This window comes from Streptomyces sp. NPDC051364, assembly GCF_040682115.1.
Classification (GTDB): Bacteria; Actinomycetota; Actinomycetes; order Streptomycetales; family Streptomycetaceae; genus Streptomyces.
The window spans coordinates 88,726-106,534 of record NZ_JBFBAH010000020.1 but is presented as its reverse complement, the minus strand read 5'-3'; the positions used below and the strand labels follow the sequence as shown (position 1 = coordinate 106,534).

The window sequence follows — 17,809 nt, the reverse complement described above, 5'->3', positions numbered from 1 at the left end:
GGCCCGCCGACACGCCCCGACGGGGCGGATTCCCCCTGTCCGGTCCTCAGCCGACGGGATCAGCGGCGGGCGGCCCGGTCCAGGGCGAGCGCTGCCAGGGCCTCCGGGGCGCCGGCCTGGCCTCGGATGCCGGGGAAGGCGTTGACGTCCACGATCAGCGGGGTGCCGTCGCCGGTGTCGATGAGGTCGACCCCGTAGACGTCGAGCGCGAACACCTCGCCGGTCCGGCGCACCACGTCCGCCCAGCCGGGCGGGAGTTCGGACAGGGCCAGCGGCCGGGTCGGACCCCGGCCCTCCGGTGCGAGCTCGGAGCGGCGAAGGGCGGCGAAGACCCGGTCCCCGATCGCCCACAGCTTGTGGTCCCAGCCGCTGTTGGGCGCGAACTCCTGGACCACGACCGGCTCCTGCGGCCAGGCGTTCGCCAGCTCGCGCAGCCGGGCCCGGTCGTCGACCCGGGCGACCAGGTCGTGCCTGCGGCTGTGCCGGCTCTTGACGACCAGGGGCGAGGCGACGAGCGGCTCACCCGCCGCCCACACCGCGAGGGAGCCGTACGTACGGGTGCCCGCGAACGGCAGACCGCCCCGCAGGGCCAGCTCCGCCATTTCCGTGCGGTCCTGGCAGAGCGTGGTCGCCTCCGCCGAGTTCAGGACCGGGGCCCCGCGCCGCTCCAGCTCCCGCGCGAGGGCCAGCGCCTGCGGCGTGCGGGACTTCAGCAGGTAGACGTCGGCCAGGTCGGCAGGGGCTTCGCCCACCGCACCCGGATCCAGCGACTCCACCCGGTGCCCGGCGGCCTCGAGCAGCGCCGCCGCGGCGGCCAGCAGCGGATGGCCGGGCTCCGGCGTGACCAGGCAGACCCTCACAGGGCGGCCTCGCCGGCCCGCGCGGACGCCTGCACCGCAGACGTCTGTACCGGCGGCCCCTGCACCGGGATCGACACGGGCAGTCCGTGCGGCGCCCGCGGCCGGCACACGGCTGCCGCCGCGGCCACCGGGCTGCCCGTCCGCGCCAGCCCCAGCACGGCCCGGGCCACCCGGGCCGCCGCGTCCGGGACCTGACGGAAGCTCGGGAAGTCGTTCACGTCCACGACCACGGGCCCGTCCGGCCCGAGCAGCACGTCGACCCCGTACAGGTCGAGCCCGTAGACCGCCCCCACCTGCGCGGCGATCGCCGCCACCTCGGCGGACAGCGGCACGCGCCGCTCCCGCACCGCCGGATCCGGGTGCAGGGGCGAGCAGCGCTCGGTGGCGAACTGCTCCCCGCCGACCGCGTACACCTTGATGTCGGTGCCCGAGTTGGCCACGTACGGCTGGGCGATGAGCATGTGCTCGCCCGCCAGCTCCGGGAGCAGCGCTTCGAGCTCCCCGGGCGAGGACACCAGGTGCACGGCCCGACCGGAACTGCCGTCCGCGGGCTTGACGACGAGCGGGTACTCCGCCGCCGGTATCTCCCGCAGCAGTTCCGGCAGCGCCACGGCGTACGTCGGGGGCATCGGAAGCCCCCGGGTCCGGCCGATGGCGGCGGCCAGGGCCTTGTCCCGTACGCCCCGGATCGAGCGGGCGTCGTTGACCGTGGTCATCCCGGCCGCGGCCGCGGCCTCGAGCAGGGTCAGCCCGGGCCCGCCCGACACGGTCTTGAGCACCCAGGCGTCGTGCGCGCCCGAGCCCATGACCTCGTCCATGCGCAGCAGTGAGCCGCCCGGCCGCACCACGTCCACCTGGTGACCCCATGCGGTGAGCTGCCGGATCACCTCGTTCGGCATGCCGTCGTGGCGGTAGTGCTCCTCCACCAGGAAGCAGAGCCTCATCGACCTTCCCCATATTCCCCGGACGTCCGCCGATCCCGTCCGGCGAGTTGTGACGCCACAGGATGTCATGGACCGCAATGTGATGATCGGTCCGGATGGGGATGTGGGCCGCCGAGCCGCCAACCACCGGTCACTCGTCGTGCGTGACCGCCACCAGGGCCGCGTCCCGTACCTCCGGCTCCGAGTGCCGCCTCAGCTCCCGGAGCAGCGCGCGCCACTGGGCCGGCCAGCCGAAGCGCCGGCCCATGGCCGTGGTGAGGGCGACGGCGAACATCCCAGGTACCCGGGCCCCGTTCTCCGCGAGACCGCGTGCGGCCTCCAGCACCACGGCCGGGTCCGGGACCCGGCCGCCGTGCCGGCTCCCGTCGCGCAGCGCACTCGCCGTCGACGCGGCCAGCCCGGGCCGGCCCTCATGGGCCGCCACGAGGGCGTCCAGGGCCGCCCGCAGCTCCGCCAGGTCCGCGCACAGGTCGACCGAACGCCGCAGCAGCGCCACGCGGGTCGTGGCCAGGGCGGGTTCGCCGGCGAGCTGGCGGACCAGGGCCGCACGCAGTTCGTGGTGTTCCCCGTCGATGCCCTGGCTCATGAACCGCACCCGCTGCAGGGCAGGCAGATCCCGCTCCGCCTCGGCCTCCGGGTCGTCCCCGGACCGTACGACGGCCAACAGCTCGGCCACGGCACCATGGAACTGGCTCCCGGGCTCGCCGCCGCCGACCGGGTGCGGCAGCCCCGAACCGGCGATCTTCCCCAGCGCCGCCGCCGCGGCCTTCCAGCCGGGGTCCGGCTACAGGCCGCAGACCGCCAGCCGCACGGGGTCCGCCGCCTCGGGCGCGAAGGCGACCCAGTCCGGCAGGGCCGCGACCGCCTGACCGGCCACGGACCGGTGGGGAGAGGCGGCGACGAGCGCCACCAGCCGGGCGTAGCGCGGCCGGTGCGGCCGCGCCACCCGGAGCGGCGAGGCGTGCGCGATGGCCGCCCCCGCCTCCCGGGTACCGCTCGCCGCGGCCGTCTCGAGCAGGTTCCAGACCTCCCCGGTCTCCAGGAGCCCGATGGCGAGGCCCACGGCGGCGGTCACCACATCGGGGTGGCTGACCTCGTCGCCGGCGATGCGCGCCAGCAGCGCCGCGGCCCGGCGGGCCGGCAGGAACCGGACGGTCAGCCGGGCCGCCTCCTTGCGGCTGGTCACCTTGACGCCCGAGGAAGCGCCCAACAGTCCGTCCAGCAGCTCCGCGAGCCGGGTCGGCGAGGTACCCGCCGCTGCCCGCCCGGCGGCGTACACCGCGACGCGGGCGTGGTCGTCGCCCGCGTGCGCGAGCAGTTCGGGCAGGACCGCCGCCGGCTCCACCGTCCGCGCCGAGGCGGCGAGCGCGGTCTCCGCGAGCAGCGTGTCCGCCGAGTGCGCGTGCCGTCGTGAGCACGGGCGCCAGCGCGACCGCCGACGGCTCCTGCTCCAGCAGCGCGGCCACCCGCTCGCCGCGCGTGGCCGGGTCCGCGAGCCAGACCCGGACGAGCTGCGGGAACACCCCGTCGGTGCACCGCTTGCGGGCCTCGTCGAGCATCCGCTGGAGCTCCGGCATGCGGTGGCAGCGGTCCCCGAGGTGGATCGCGAGCGTGATCAGCGGCCGGTGGTCGCCCTTGGCCGCGCGGACGTCGAGCCAGGGGCGCAGGACGTCGAAGATCCGCTGCTCCCGGCCGCGCGGCAGCGCGCCCCCGTGCGCGCCAAACGCGAGGTGTCCCGTGTGGACGGTGAGCTCGTGGAGGGTGCGCAGCGCCCAGTTGAGCAGCACGGAGGAGGCAGCCCGGCTCTCCAGCACCTTGAACACCAGGCGCTCCAGGGCCCAGCGCGTGTCGGCGGAGCAGTCGCGGGCCTCCACGGCGTCCATGGCGATCCGGTCCAGGCAGGCGGCCGATGCCTCGCCGGCCAGCAGCGGCACCGGCACCCCGGCCAGTGCCAACAGCGCGGTGGCGCGCACGGGGTCGCGGTTGTTGCGCAGCCGCCGTGTCATCAGTTCGAGCACCTCGCCCAGCGCCTCGGCGTCGCGCGCGCGGACCGCGTTCTCGACGAGCCGGGCCCAGGCCACCCGGCGGGTGTCGGCGTCGGACCGCTGTATCGCGGCCAGGAGTTCAGGCCGGGCCTCGTCGACCGGAAGGTGCGCGACCACTTCGAGGAGCCGGTCGGTCGCCCACCCGTCGCGGCGGGCACGCTCCGCACGGCGCCGCGCCTCGGCCTGGCGGCGCCCGCGGGGGAGCACGGCCAGGACGGGGTCGGGGACCAGACCGTCGGGCGCGGGCGTGTGCGCGGTGGCCGCGTCGTGGAACGCCTCGCGCCGGCCCGGAGGCAGCGCCTGCACCAGCGCGGCCAAGTACGCGGGGCGTCCCGCCCAGCGTCGGCCAAGGGCGAGCAGGGACGGCGGATCGGCCCGGACGAGCCGGCGCAGCACGGACTGCGGAAGGAGGTACTCGCTGTGGCCGGCCATCCGTTCGGGCGCGGTCAGCCAGCGCACGAACCGCTCGGCGTCCACCGCGATCAGGTCGCCGATCCGGTCCTCCAGGGGCCGGGGCAGCCGCGGCGGCCGCGTACAGCGAAGAGCCCGGACGGCCGCTGGCGGCCGCCCGGGCTCCCCGACAAGGTCCCGCCTGATTACACCGGCATGGGCACGGACACGAACCGCTTGCCCGATTCGTTCTCGACCACGACCTCCTTGACGTTGGCCGGGTCCACCGCCGCCGAGCCGTCCAGCGAGGCGCCCTTGCCCTCGCCCATCTGGCTGCCGACGACCCAACTGCCGGCGGAGGTGCGCTTGCCGTCCTTCCCGACGACGATCAGCACGCAGCGCTCGCCCGGCGGAATCCCCGCGACGGCCGCGTGCACCCGTACCCACTTGGCGGCGGGCGTGACCTGTACGGTCATCCGCGCGTTGGTGCCCGCGTCGGTCGCCGAGGCCACCTTCGTGCCCGCCACCGGGGGCGACGGCTGCGCCGTGGCCGTCGGCGGGGGCGGCAGCGGCTGGGCGACCGGCCCGCCGTCCGCTGAGCCCAGCTGCGCCCCGGCCCAGAACACGGCGGCCAGCGAGGCCGCCGCGGCCAGTCCCGCGACGCTCCATCGTCGGCGCCGCTCGCCATCCGCCTCGTTGCGCATCTGCCGCAGGGTGCGCTGGAGCAGCAGATCACCGCCCTGCGGCGGTCCGTCGAGGAAGGCCTCCGCAGGCACCTCGCCCAATGCCGCTTCCATCTCGCGCAACGCGGCCACCTCCTCACGGCATTGCACGCAGCCGCTCATGTGCTCTTCGACCCGGCGGACGTCCTCCGCCTCCAGGACGCCGAGAACGTACGGGCCGAGCAGTTCCTCCTCGTGCCGCTGCCGGTTCATGCCACCACCTCACGCAGTCCGGCGGGCTGCTGGGGCGGCCTGCCCATTCGATTGCCCTCCCTGGTACTGCCTTGTCGGAACACCTCGCGCAGCGCCTTGAGGGCGTAGTGCGCGCGTGATTTGACCGTGCCCGCCGGGATGCCGAGGCTGTCGGCAGCCTCGGCCACGCTGAGCTGGCGGTAGTACAACTCCTTCAGCACGTCCCGGTGCTCCGGGGACAGCTGGTCGAGCGCACCGAGCACGGTCATCGTGTCGACCACGGAATCGGCGTGGTCCAGCTCGACCGGCGGAGCGGCCGCGGCCCCGGAAACCTCCGCGGGGCGGGCGGCCTTGGCCCGGTAGCGGTCGGTGATGATGTTGCGGGCCACCGTCAGCAGCCAGCCGCGCACCGAACCCTTCCCGTTGACCAGGACCTCGGAATGCCGCCAGGCCCGGATGAGGGTCTCCTGGACGACGTCCTCGGCCGTGGCCCGGTCCCCGGTCAGCCGGGTGGCGTACGCGAGCAGGGCGTGGCCGTGCTCCTCGTAGACCGACCTGATCAATGCCTCGTCGGTCGAGCCCCGCCGCGTGCGGGGCCACAGTGGTCCGGCCATCTCACCCTCTCCGTCTTCCTCGCCCATCTGGTGCGGACAGAACACGCCTCCCGACGGGACCTGGTTCATGTGACGCGCATCACTCATATGTGGCAGTACTTCGAAGGGGCGGCCCTCAGGTGCGGCAGCCGAGCCCCTCGTTGAGGCAGTCGACGATCGCGGCCATCTGCCCGTTCGTCATGGCGTCCACGAACATGGCGTGGTCCGTCTTCGGGCTGTGCCGCTGCTCGGGGAAGGAGTCGACGGCGACCGGCACGCCCGGCGCCACCTCGTACGCGAGGGAGATGCGCAGCTGCGGCACGGCGAAGGTGCCCTGCGGGCAGACGCCGTTGGCCGCGGGGAAGGCCAGGTGCGAGCGGTGGCCCGGGCTCTCGGTGTCCAGTCCGTTCCAGCAGCTGGGGAAGACGAGCGTACGGGTGAGGCGTTCGCCGGCGGGGCAGCGCGGGTAGCGGGTGGTGAACCGGTCGGGGAAGCCGGAACAGCCCCAGCGGGCGCGGACGTCGGCGTTGCTCGCGGCGGTGTACGCCACTGCGTCGCCGGTCATCGCGCGCAGAAAGCGCGGCATCGGAACGACCTTGCCCACCGGGCTGCCGCGGAACTCCACGGAGACCGCCGCCTCGGGCAGGATCTCGCCCGAGTTGCCGTGCCCGGCGGAGCTCTCGTGCGGGTGGCTGCCCGCCCGGTCCAGCCGGCGCAGGACGGGCCAGTAGTACGTGGACCGGTCGCCGCCGCGGCAGCTGGTCGCGGCGGCGGCCAGGGAGGCATCGGTCGACATCGCGTCCGTGGACAGGTTCCCCACGTACGCGTGGGTGTGGTGGGCGCCCGAGCGCAGTCCCGGCGACACCACGAGGTTGTCCTCGTTGTAGTGGCGCTCCTCGTTGCGTCCGCAGTCCACCGTCACGGTGCCCGTCGAGGCGTCGGGCCCGGCCGACGGCTCGCGGGGACCGGGCGGTACGTCCTGTATGTCCACGTAGTCACGGGAGTTCATCCCGGAATGCGGCGTCCCGTCGGGGCTCGCCACCCGGGTAGCGCCCAACACGGCGGCGGTCAGCCCGATGCCGAGCACCAGGCAGACGAGCAGTGTGAGCAGTCGGCGTTCGTTCCGCATGCGGGTCACGGTTGCCGCTGCGCGCCGCAGCGTCAACCTGGCATCCACATGTCGGCCAGGCCGCCGCCGGGGAGCTTGCCGAGCCGGCGGGCGACCGCGCACAGTTCCCGGCATGACACCCGCTGAGCTCCTGCACGCGTTCGCCCGCACCCGCGCCTCGCTCGACGGCGCCGAGGTGACCTTCTGGTGGTCGGGGGACGTCCACTCCTGGGCCCCGGACCAGCCGTACCGGCGCCTCTTCGGCTTCGAAGGCGTCAACGTCGCCCGCCTCGTCGAGGACCCGGAGAGCGGCGGCTTCCAACTGCTCACCAGGGAGGCCGCGTTCTACCTGGATCCGCAGACCCGGGAGATCCTGGACACCTGGGAGGGCAAGCCGGTGACCCACATCTGGAACGATCCGGCCAACCTGCGGCTGCGGCCGTTCCCGGTCCCCCTGACCGAGCTCGGGGACCAGGTCTGCTTCAGCCTGGAGATCCCGCTCGCCTACCCCTCGCCGCTGTCGGTCGCCGAGTACCCGCTGAACTCCGCCGACGACACGTACAGGGCCCTGGAGCTCTTCCAGTTCTTCGCGCCGCGCTCGGCGCTGACCACCGACGAGCCCGGCGTCCCGTGCACCATGTCCTGGATGCGGATGTCCCCGTGGCTCCCGTGGATGGAACAGGGCCAGAGCCCGGGCGGACTCACCTTCCACTGCCGGGGCGGCAAGCTCGCCTCGTACGCAGAGGTGCCGGAGCGCACCCGTGCCTACATCGCCGCCCAGCACCCCGAGTACGCCCACGCCCCGGAGAAGTGGACCGAACCCAACGAGACCAGCTGGACCTACTTCCGCAGGCACCACGAACCGCAGCCTCGGCCCTGACCGGCCTTCGGCCCCGTACGGCGCAGCCCGGGATGCGGCACGTGCCCGGTTCTGGCGATGATGGCCAGGACCCGGCAGCGGGCTCGTACGTGCGCGTCGATCGGCCGATCGCACGTGCCGCCGACGCCCGACGCCATCGCCGCCCCGTTCGCGGCCATGAGCGGCCTCAGCCCTACAAGCGCGGGTGGAGGAGGAGTTGTGGCGCCTCTGGCTCGGATTCCCTTGGACGGCGGGGGCAGCCTTCTGATCGAGGCCCCGGCCGGATCGGAGGCGTTGGAGGGGCCGGTGAAGGCCGGTCGCCTCGGCGACGCCATCCACGACCTGCCGGAGACGCTCCAAGAGGCCCTGGTTCCGATCACGGAGGCGGTCCGCGCCACCCTCGAGCAACTGCGCAAGGCGCGTCCCGACGAGATCGTCGTCGCGTTCGGTGTCGACCTCGCGTTCGAGGCCGGGGCCGTGATCGCGAAGACCGGCGCCGGCTGCCACTTGAACGTGACCGTGGCATGGAAGGCGTCCGGCGCTGCCCGACCGGGCCCGGACGGCAGCGCGGGCTGACCCCGGTGGACAGCGCTGCCGAGGGGCCGGATGCCACCGGGGGGCCGGAGGGCGGTCACACCCCGGGAGCGGGAATCTCGCCCGCCGTGGCCCAGATCCTCGGCGCCGGCGGGGCGGTGGCCGGCGCGGGCTTCCTGGTGGCCAGGGACGTCCTGGTCACCTGCGCACATGTCGTCACCGGGGCGGGATCCGGGCCCGGCGGGAGCGTACAGCTGGTCTTCCCGCGCGCGGCCGGCGCGCCTCGGGTCGAGGGACAGGTCCTCGAGGAGCCGTGGCGGGCCCCGGAGCACGAGGACGTGGCCGTCGTCCGCCTGAGCAGCGCCCTGCCGGACGTGGAGCCGCTTCCGTTGGGCTCCGCCGCAGGCAGCGAGGGCCACGAGGTGCTCTCGTTCGGGTTCCCCGCCCAAGCCCCGCCGGGCGGACACTGGGGCTACGGCCGGGTCGGCAACTGGCTACCGGCCATCGAGGGCAGGAGCGAGCGCCTCCAGCTGACCGGCGCCAACGACCTGACCACCGGGTTCAGCGGCGGGCCGATCCTCGACACCAAGACCGGCCTGGTCATCGGCATGCTCACCGAGATCACCGCCCCGGACGAGCGCGAGCGGGGGCTGGGCATCGCCTACGTCACCCCTGTACGCGTCCTGCGCGAGGTCTGGCCCGATCTGGTGGAGCGGGACGTGTGCCCCTACCAGGGGCTGGAGCCGTTCACCGCAGAGCAGGCCCACTGGTTCGAGGGCCGTAGGGACGCCGTACGGCAGGTCATCGCGAGCCTCGCCCGGCAGCGGCGGGTGACCCTCCTGCTCGGCCCCTCCGGTTCGGGCAAGTCCTCCTTGGTCGAAGCCGGCGTCCTGCCCGTGCTGGCGCACGGTGGACTGCCCGGCAGCGACCGTTGGCTGCAAGTCATCGCCCGGCCGCGGCAGAACCTGCTGCTCGAAATCGAGCGCGCCGGGCTTCCGGGGGCCGCCACCGACGGGATCGCCGCAGCCGTCACCCGCAGACTCGAGGCCGAACCTGTGCACGAGCGCGTCGTCCTGGTCATCGACCAGTTCGAAGAGCTGCTCGCTCCGTCCGGCAACGGCCGGCAGCACGCACACCGCCAGGCCGCGACGGACCAGATCGCCGAAGCGGTGAAGTCGCACGCCGAGCTCAGCGTGATCCTGGTCATGCGTGACGACTTCTACCCCCAGCTGGCGGCCCTGGCCCGGATCGTGGAGGCGGCGATGCCGGGGCTCCTCAACGTACCGAGTGCGCTGAGCCAGGAAGACCTGCACGACATCATCACCAAGCCCGCCGAGGACCTGGGAGCCCATTTCCAGCACGGGCTGCCCGAGGAGATCATCAGCGACGTCCTGGACATCGCGCCCGAGGGCGCTGCGACCCGCGAGGCGCCCGTCACCGCGCTCCCCCTGCTGGAGCTGGCGCTCAGTCAGCTGTGGCAGAGGCGCCAGGACGGATACCTCACGCACGAGGCGTACCGGCGCATCGGCGGAGTCAGGGGCAGCATGACCACGTGGTGCGAGACGGCCCTGAACCAGTTGCCCCCCGATCACCGGCTCATCGCGCAGCGGATCCTGACCTCTCTGGTGCGGCCGGCCGACCCCGCCCACCACATTCCCGCCATCCGCGCGCAGGTCCCCTTGCACGACCTGCGCGACCTGGCGGCCGACCCCCTCGCCGGCCCCGACGCCGGCGAGGCCTTCGACGAGGTACTGGAGGCCCTCACCGGCTACCGCATCATCACCACGCACACGCCCCGCACCCCCGGCGGCGCCGACGCACCAGCCGGCCCGCCGGTCGCCGAACTGATCCACGACGCACTCATCCAGGACTGGGGCACGCTGCGCGACTGGGTCAGCCAGGACCACCGCTTCCAGGATTGGCTCGAGGGCACCCGCGAACGGCAGGAACGCTGGAAGAAGAGGAGCGATCCGGGGGACCTCCTCGGGGGAACAGCACTCGCCGAAGGCCTCGAGTGGCAGCAGCAACGCCGTCTGCCGCGCGATATCTGGGACTTCCTCACGGCGAGCCAGCAGCGCCAGCTGGCCGTCATCCGGCGCAGCAAGATCACCATCGTGATCCTCGCCGCCCTGCTCGTCATGGCGCTCGTCGCCGTGGGCGGAGCCGTCTGGGAGTGGCGGACGGCCGAAGTCCAACGCCGTACGGCCCTCTCCCGCGAGCTCGCCGCCCAGTCCGACACGCTCATCAGCGCAAACCCCGACCTTGCCGCACTGCTGGCCATCAAGGCATACCGCACGAGGCACACCCTCGAATCGATCAAGAGTCTGGACGTTGCCGCCGCCCTCCCGCTGCGGCGGCGCCTGTCCGACCACACCGGACCGGTGTGGTCGGTGGCGTTCAGCCCCGACGGGCACACACTCGCCACCGGCAGTACCGACAGGACGGTGCGGTTGTGGGATGTGGACGCAGGTACGAGTCGCCCCCCGTTGTCCGGCCACGGCGGCGTGGTGCGGTCGGTGGCGTTCAGCGCGGACGGGCGCACGCTCGCCTCCGGCAGTGGCGACAAGACGGTGCGGCTGTGGGATGCGAAGACCGGCGAGTTCCGTAAAACGCTGCCCGGCCATACCGGCGCAGTCCGGTCGGTGGCGTTCAGCCGTGACGGCTTGCTCGCCAGTGGCGGGGAGGACGGGACGGTGCGGTTGTGGGACGTGGACGCGGGTACGGCGCGTACGCTGCCCGGCCACACCCGACCGGTGGTCTCGGTGGCGTTCAGCCGTGACGGCTTGCTCGCCAGTGGCGGGGAGGACGGCATGGTGCGGTTGTGGGACGTGGACGCGGGTACGGCGCGTACGCTGCCCGGCCACACGGGACCGGTGGAGTCGGTGGCGTTCAGCCCCGATGGGCGCACTCTCGCCACAGGCAGCCTCGACGGCACCTTGCGGTTCTGGGACGTGGAGGCGGGCACGAGTCGCCCGCCGCTGTCGGGCCACGGCGACGGCGTGTGGTCGGTGGCGTTCAGCCCGGACGGGCGCACTCTGGCCACAGGCAACTCCGACCGCACGGTGCGGTTGTGGGATGTGCACGCAGGCACGAGTCGCCCCCCGCTGCTCGGCCACGGCGACGGGGTGTGGTCGGTGGCGTTCGGACGGGACGGCACGCTCGCCAGCGGCGGTGACGACAAGACGGTACGTCTGTGGGATACGGACACGGACATGAGTCGCCCCCCGCTGTCCGGTCACACCGGCGCGGTGTCGTCGGTCGCGTTCAGTCCGGACGGGAGCGAACTCGCCACCGGCAGCGAGGACAAGACCGTGCGGCTGTGGGACGGGAAGACCGGCGAGCACCTCAGGACGCTGCCCGGCCTCGGCGCTCCGGTGCGGGCGGTGGCGTTCGGCCCGGATGGGCGCACCCTCGCCAGTGGCGGCGACGACGAGACGGTGCGGTTGTGGGACCTGGACACAGGCACGGCCCGCGCGCTGCCGGGGCATACCGGGGCGGTGCGCTCGGTGGCGTTCAGCAGGGACGGCATCCTCGCCAGCGGCAGTGACGACAAGACGGTGCGGTTGTGGGACGGGAAGACCGGCAAGTACCTCAGAACGCTGCACGGCCGCACCGGCAAGCCGGTGAGCTCGGTGGCGTTCCGTCCCGACGGACACACCCTGGCCACCGGCAGCACCGACGGCTCGGTGCGGTTGTGGGACGTGAAGACCGGCAAGCTCCTCAGAACACCGTCCGGCCACACCGACGAGGTGGGCTCGGTGGCGTTCAGCCCCGATGGGCGCACCCTGGCCACGGGCAGCCTCGACGGCACCGTGAAGCTGTGGGACGGGGACACCGGCACGCATCGCAGCACCCTGCCGCGCTCCACGTACCCGGTGCACGCGGTGGCGTTCAGCAGGGACGGACAAACGCTCGCCACCGGCAGCGACGACTCGGACGTGTGGTTGTGGCACGTGGCCACGCGCAAGGTCCGCAGCAGGCTGTCCGGCCACACCGCCGTGGTGGGCTCGGTGATGTTCAGCTCCGGCACCCTCGCCAGCGGTAGCAAAGACGGAACGGTGCGGCTGTGGGTCGTCCGCGATCCCGATGCATCGATCAAGGAGATCTGCCGGTCCGTCAACCGGAGCCTCACCGAGGACGAACGCAAGTCGGTCGGCCGCGTGTGCCCGACCCGCTGAGGCCGCGTCGCGGCGCACAGGACCTTGAGCGAACGCAGCCCTGCACGGCCTGACCCGTAGCCCGGGACAGGCCGTGCTGCGCTGTGGACAGGGGTCTTGCCCGAGTTCGGGTGACATATTCGGCTTTGCCCCAGACCGGCTCTCCGGCTGCTGCTGGAGGCCGCCTCGACGCGTGGTCGGCCCGCGCCGTACGGGGCACCCCCGCAGGAGGGCCCAGAGGGGCTGGAGGTAGGGTCCCGGGGAGGTGTAGGGGGGCGTCAGGGGGGTGGACAAGGGTTTTCCCGGTATCGGGTTCATCCTCGCGTTGCCTACTGTCTGCCCACCGGCGATCTTTCCCGCCCCGAACGGACCCCGCGCCAACCCCACATGGTGTGAAGCCGTACGGCCGGGAGGATCGCCCGCACCGCCGTTGCCCCTGCCCCGCCGAAGCGGCCGGGGCAACGCGGCGAGCAGCGGTGGCCGGGACGGGCGTGACCAACCCGTCCCCGGCCCCGTAGCCGCCGGTTCACCTCCCACACAGCTCCAACCGCCGGCTCCGGCTTGCCCGGAAACGGCCCGCGAAAGGGAACACCGTGCACGCAACGAGACGCAGGCTCATATCCGTGGTGGCGATGTCCGTCACCCTGCTCGCCGGCTCCGCCACCGCTTCCGTGGCCCTGACCGGTGCGGAGCCCGCGCCGGCCCCGGCCGCCGCCTCCACCCTCCCGGCCGCGGGCGCGCCCGCTTCCCCCGCCGCCGCGCCGGTGCAGAACCTGATCGTCGGCTACAAGTCCTCGGCCACCGAGGCCAGTTCCAACAAGGCTGCGGCGGACGACGCCACCGCCAAGGGCAAGAAGGCCGGCAACAAGAAGGCGAAGTTCGACCGCCGCCTCGGCACCGGTGCCGCCCTCGTCAACCTCGGCGGCTCCGTCGCCCCCGCCGCGGCGGCCGACGTGATGGCCCAGTTCCGTGCCGACCCGGACGTCGCGTACGTGGAGACGGACTCCCGCGCCTACGCGATGGCCACCCCGAACGACACCGAGTACGCCAAGCAGTGGGACCTCTTCGAGCCCACCGCCGGCATGAACGTTCCGGCAGCCTGGGACAAGACCACCGGCTCCGGCGTCACCGTCGCCGTGATCGACACCGGTTACGTGGCCCACTCCGACGTGGCCCCGAACATCGTCGCCGGCTACGACTTCATCAGCGACTCCACCGGTGCCCGTGACGGCAACGGCCGCGACAACGACCCGGCCGACCAGGGCGACTGGAGCGCGGCGAACGAGTGCGGCACCGGCTCCCCGGCCAGCGGCTCCTCCTGGCACGGCACCCACGTCGCGGGCACCATCGCCGCCGCCACCAACAACGCCAAGGGCGTCGCGGGCATCGCGTACAACGCGAAGATCCAGCCCGTCCGCGTGCTCGGCAAGTGCGGCGGCACCACCTCCGACATCGTCGACGCCATCACCTGGGCCTCCGGCGGCTCCGTCGCGGGCATCCCGGCGAACGCCACCCCCGCCAAGGTCATCAACATGAGCCTCGGCGGCTCCGGCGCCTGCACCGCCACCTACCAGAACGCGATCAACGCGGCCGTCGCCCGCGGTACCACCGTCGTGGTCGCCGCCGGCAACAGCAACGCGGACGCGGCCGGCTTCTCGCCCGCCAGCTGCAACAACGTGGTCTCCGTGGCCGCCACCAACCGCACCGGCGACCGCTCGTTCTACTCGAACTACGGCAGCAAGGTCGACGTCTCCGCGCCGGGCGGTGAGACCCGCCGCGCCACCGACACGCCCGGCACCGTCACCACCCCCGAGAACGGCATCCTCTCCACCCTGAACAACGGCGCCACCACCCCGGGCTCGGAGATCTACAAGCCCTACCAGGGCACCAGCATGGCCGCTCCGCACATCGCGGGCCTCGCCGCGCTCGTCGTCGCCGCCAAGCCCTCGCTGACCCCGGCGCAGGTCGAGTCGGCCATCAAGGCCAACGCCCGCCCGCTCGCCGGCACCTGCACCGGCGGCTGCGGCGCCGGTCTCGCCGACGCGGCCGCCACCGTCAACGCCGTGACCTCGCCGACCACCCCGGGCTTCGAAAACGGCACGAACGTGAACATCCTTGACAACATGACCGTGGAGAGCCCGATCACCGTCAGCGGTGTCGCGGGCAACGCCCCGGCCTCCCTCAAGGTCAACGTGAACATCGTGCACACCTACATCGGTGACCTGAAGGTCGACCTGGTCGCCCCGGACGGCAGCGTCTACACGCTGCACAACCGGTCCGGCGCCGGCACCGACAACATCAACCAGCAGTACACCGTGAACGCCTCCTCGGAGGTCGCCAACGGCACCTGGAAGCTCCGCGTCAACGACAACGCCGGCGGCGACACCGGCTTCATCGACGCCTGGAGCCTCGGCTTCTGAAGGCCCGATAGTACGGACCATTGAGCCCGCGGACCTGCTGATACATCTCGTATCGGCAGGTCCGCAGCCGTTTCCTGACAGCTGACTGAATTCTGCGTCACAATCCGTGTCCACCCGGCATCCGACCTCGTATTGTCGCCTCTCACAGGAAAGGCACAGAGCGGGGACCGAGAGGCTGGTGGCTGTGCGTGGTGGCGGCGACGGGGAACGCTGACACGACCGTCGGACACGGTGAACTGATCAAGGCGGTCGAACGCGCGCTGACCACGCACGGGCGGGCGCTCCTCACCGGACCCGCCGGCGCGGGCAAGACGGAGGCGGTCGGCGCGGTCGCGGCCGCGGCCGCGACCCGCCACGAGACCGTACTCCGCCTCGCCCCCGAGGCCGCCGACCAGTGGATACCGGAGGCCTCCGCCGCCGCGCTCCTCGCCTCCGTGCCCTGCGCAGCACTGGAACGGCTCTCCGGGCCCCAGCGCACCGCCATCGCCCTCCTGCGCCGCGAGGCCGACGCACCCCGGGCCGGCCGCGACCACGTCGCGCTGCGCCTCGCCCTCGTCGAGGTGCTCCGTACCCTCGCCGCTCGCACCCCCGTCCTGCTCGTCCTCGACAACGCCCAGTGGCTGGACGCGGAAAGCACCGATCTGCTCCGTTTCGCCCTGCGCCTGACCCCGCCCCGCGTACGGGTCCTCGTGGCCGAGTGCGTCCAGGGCGGCGCCCCCGTCGGCGGCCCCCTGTGCGGGCCCGGCACCCCCGGGATCCGGGTCCCCCCGCTCGGCGCCGACGAGGTGGCCGAGCTCCTCGCCCGCCACGGCCTCCCCGCCCGCCTCGCCGGCCGCATCCACCAGGCCAGCGGCGGAAACCCCCGCCTCGCCCTCGCCCTCGGCCACTCCCTCGCCGAAGCCGCCGAGGCCCGCGACGCCAGCGCCCACCACGCCGACCCCCTGCCCCTGTCCGGCCAGGCCCGCGAGGTCGCCCGCCGACTCCTCGCCGAAGCCCCGGCCCGGGCCCGCCGCACCCTGCTGCTCGCCGCCCTCGCGGCCCGCCCGACGACCGCCCTGCTGCGCCGGGCCGGCCGGCCCGACGCCGAGGCCGAACTCGCCGAGGCGGAACGGGCCGCGCTGGTCACCGTCGGGGAGGACGGCGCCGTCGCGTTCACCGCCGGCGCCCTGCCCATGGCCCTGGCCGCCGACGCCGGCTGGCCCGAACGCGCCGCCGGACACGCCGCGCTCGCCGCCGCCGTCGACGACCCCGTCCAGGCCGTACGCCACCGCGCGCTGGCGGTGGACACCCCCGACGAATGGCTCGCCGCCGAGATCACCGAGGCCGCCGCGGCCTGCCGAAGGCGAGGCAAGCGCGCCCTGGCCGCCGAACTCGGCCTGCTCGCGGCCGAACGTACGCCGAGCAACCGGCCCGGGGACGAACTGGCCCGCCTCGTCGCCGCCGCAGAGGACGCAGGCTGGGCCGGCCGCGCCGATCTCGCACGCCGCGCCACCCGCGCCGTACTGGCCCGCGACGCCTCACCCGCCGACCGGGTACGGGCCCGGCTCGCCGTGATCGACGCCGCGGGACAGGCCCTCGCCGCCCTCGACGAGACCTTCGCGCACGCCATGGACGACGCCGCCGGGGACCCCGTCCTCCAGGCGGCCGTACAGCTGCGGATCGCCACGAAGTACAACCTCAGCGACGGCGACCCCGTCCGCTCCCGCGACGCCGCGGCCGAGGCCGGCCGGCTCGCCGCCCGCGGCGGCGACCAGGTAGCCGAGGCCATGGCACTGACCGTACGGGCCCGGATGGGCCGCATCCTCGGGGACCCGGACGCCGAGGACATCCTGGCCGAGGCCCTGGCCCTGCCCGCCCCCGAGGTGCCGCTCGGCATGCGCAACGCGCCGCAGTACCTCGCCGTCCGGCACGCCCTCTTCGACGACCGGATCGCCGACGCCCGGCGCCAGCTGCTCGTCCTGCTGCCCGCCGTCCGGCGCACCGGATCCGCGGAGGACGTCTTCGAGGTGCTGCGCAGCCTCACCGAGGTCGAACTGCGGCGCGGCCGGTGCGCGGTCGCGTCCGCGCACGCCCGCCGAGCCCTGGAACTGACCATCGAGGCGGGCCTCTCGCCCGGCCCCGCCTGGTACGCCGCCGCGATGGCCGAGGCCATGGGCGGCAGCTTCGCGCGCGCCGCCGGATACGCCCGGCGCGGCATCCAGGCCTCCGAGGAGGAGCACGACCAGGTGTTCCTCTCGCGCAGCCTGTACGCACTCGGCCTGACCGAGCTGGCGACGGGGGAGGCCGCGAAGGCCGTGGCCACCCTGCGCCGGGTGGCCGAACTGGAGGCGGCCCAGCAGGTCGTCGACCCCTCGATCCTGCGCTGGCACGGAGAGCTGGCCGAGGCCCTGGTGGCCGCGGACGCGCCCGACGAGGCCGCGGAACTGCTCGGTGCCGTCCGTACGGTCGCCCTCGGCCTGGGGCGCACCGCGGTGGTGGCCGCACTCGACCGGGCCCGCGGGCTGTGCCTGTCCGCGCACGGCGATGCCGAGGCGGCTGTGCACCTGCTGCAGGCCACGGCGGACCGGTTCGGCGCGCTCCAGCTCCCGGTCGAGCGCGGCCGTACGCTGCTCGCCCTGGCCCGGGTGGAACGGCGCCGCCGCCGGCGGGCACCCGCCCGCGCCGCGCTGTCGGCGGCGGCCGAGGTGTTCACCGCGGCCGGCGCGAAACCCTGGGCGGAACTCGCCTCCGAGCAACGGGAACCGGCACCCTCCGAGGGCGGCCCGGCCGTGGCCCTGGCCGCCCTGACGGAGGCGGAGACCCGGCTCGCCCTGCTCGTCGCCGAGGGCGCCAGCAACCAGGAGGCGGCCGCGAAGCTCTTCGTCAGCGTCAAGACGGTCGAGGCCCGGCTGACCCGGATCTACCAGAAGCTCGACGTACGCTCCCGAGCGCAGCTGGCCACCACCCTGCGCACCCGCTGAGGGGGCGCAGAGCGGTGGCCGGACC

Annotated in this window: 12 protein-coding genes; 5 read left to right on the top strand and 7 right to left on the bottom strand. The window is 73.8% G+C overall.

The annotated features are described in order from the left end of the window. Positions 1 to 59 precede the first annotated feature (59 nt). The 7 genes from AB0M76_RS31105 to AB0M76_RS31075 form a co-directional block, all read right to left on the bottom strand. Positions 60 to 860: an alpha-L-glutamate ligase gene (locus tag AB0M76_RS31105; RefSeq protein ID WP_365956063.1), complete on the bottom strand. Its 801-nt coding sequence runs from the start codon at positions 858 to 860 to the stop codon at positions 60 to 62. Next, a complete protein-coding gene (locus tag AB0M76_RS31100; RefSeq protein WP_365956062.1) occupies positions 857 to 1,804 on the bottom strand; it encodes a hypothetical protein in 948 nt (315 codons plus the stop codon). Before AB0M76_RS31100 ends, AB0M76_RS31105 begins: the two co-directional genes overlap by 4 nt. Positions 1,805 to 1,934: 130 nt before the next feature. Then, positions 1,935 to 2,480, bottom strand: coding sequence for a hypothetical protein (locus tag AB0M76_RS31095; RefSeq protein WP_365956061.1), 546 nt, complete (start codon positions 2,478 to 2,480; stop codon positions 1,935 to 1,937). Positions 2,481 to 2,588: 108 nt separating this feature from the next. Further along, on the bottom strand, positions 2,589 to 3,149 hold the full coding sequence (locus AB0M76_RS31090) for a hypothetical protein (protein WP_365956060.1): 561 nt from the start codon (positions 3,147 to 3,149) through the stop codon (positions 2,589 to 2,591). A gap of 1,296 nt (positions 3,150 to 4,445) precedes the next feature. Next, the gene (locus tag AB0M76_RS31085; protein ID WP_365956059.1) at positions 4,446 to 5,174 is read right to left on the bottom strand and encodes a zf-HC2 domain-containing protein; all 729 of its coding nucleotides are present in this window, start codon (positions 5,172 to 5,174) and stop codon (positions 4,446 to 4,448) included. Continuing rightward, positions 5,171 to 5,767 carry a sigma-70 family RNA polymerase sigma factor gene (locus AB0M76_RS31080; protein ID WP_053787647.1) on the bottom strand — a complete coding sequence of 199 codons (597 nt, stop codon included), beginning with the start codon at positions 5,765 to 5,767 and terminating at the stop codon, positions 5,171 to 5,173. Before AB0M76_RS31080 ends, AB0M76_RS31085 begins: the two co-directional genes overlap by 4 nt. Before the next feature lie 115 nt (positions 5,768 to 5,882). After that, positions 5,883 to 6,875, bottom strand: coding sequence for a DUF1996 domain-containing protein (locus tag AB0M76_RS31075; protein WP_365956058.1), 993 nt, complete (start codon positions 6,873 to 6,875; stop codon positions 5,883 to 5,885). Positions 6,876 to 6,987: 112 nt separating this feature from the next. Here AB0M76_RS31075 and AB0M76_RS31070 point away from each other — a divergent pair, with 112 nt between their 5' ends. The 5 genes from AB0M76_RS31070 to AB0M76_RS31050 all read left to right on the top strand — a co-directional run bounded on the left by AB0M76_RS31070 (position 6,988) and on the right by AB0M76_RS31050 (position 17,784). Further along, positions 6,988 to 7,734, top strand: a complete 747-nt coding sequence (locus tag AB0M76_RS31070; RefSeq protein ID WP_365956057.1) for a DUF1838 family protein — start codon at positions 6,988 to 6,990, stop codon at positions 7,732 to 7,734. 57 nt (positions 7,735 to 7,791) lie between these two features. Next, positions 7,792 to 8,289 carry a CU044_2847 family protein gene (locus AB0M76_RS31065; RefSeq protein WP_365956056.1) on the top strand — a complete coding sequence of 166 codons (498 nt, stop codon included), beginning with the start codon at positions 7,792 to 7,794 and terminating at the stop codon, positions 8,287 to 8,289. Between the two features lie 5 nt (positions 8,290 to 8,294). Further along, positions 8,295 to 12,425: a trypsin-like peptidase domain-containing protein gene (locus AB0M76_RS31060; protein ID WP_365956055.1), complete on the top strand. Its 4,131-nt coding sequence runs from the start codon at positions 8,295 to 8,297 to the stop codon at positions 12,423 to 12,425. 611 nt (positions 12,426 to 13,036) lie between these two features. Next, the gene (locus AB0M76_RS31055) at positions 13,037 to 14,824 is read left to right on the top strand and encodes a S8 family serine peptidase (RefSeq protein ID WP_365956080.1); all 1,788 of its coding nucleotides are present in this window, start codon (positions 13,037 to 13,039) and stop codon (positions 14,822 to 14,824) included. Between the two features lie 188 nt (positions 14,825 to 15,012). Further along, a complete protein-coding gene (locus tag AB0M76_RS31050) occupies positions 15,013 to 17,784 on the top strand; it encodes a LuxR family transcriptional regulator (RefSeq protein ID WP_365956054.1) in 2,772 nt (923 codons plus the stop codon). The last annotated feature ends 25 nt before the right edge of the window (positions 17,785 to 17,809 follow it).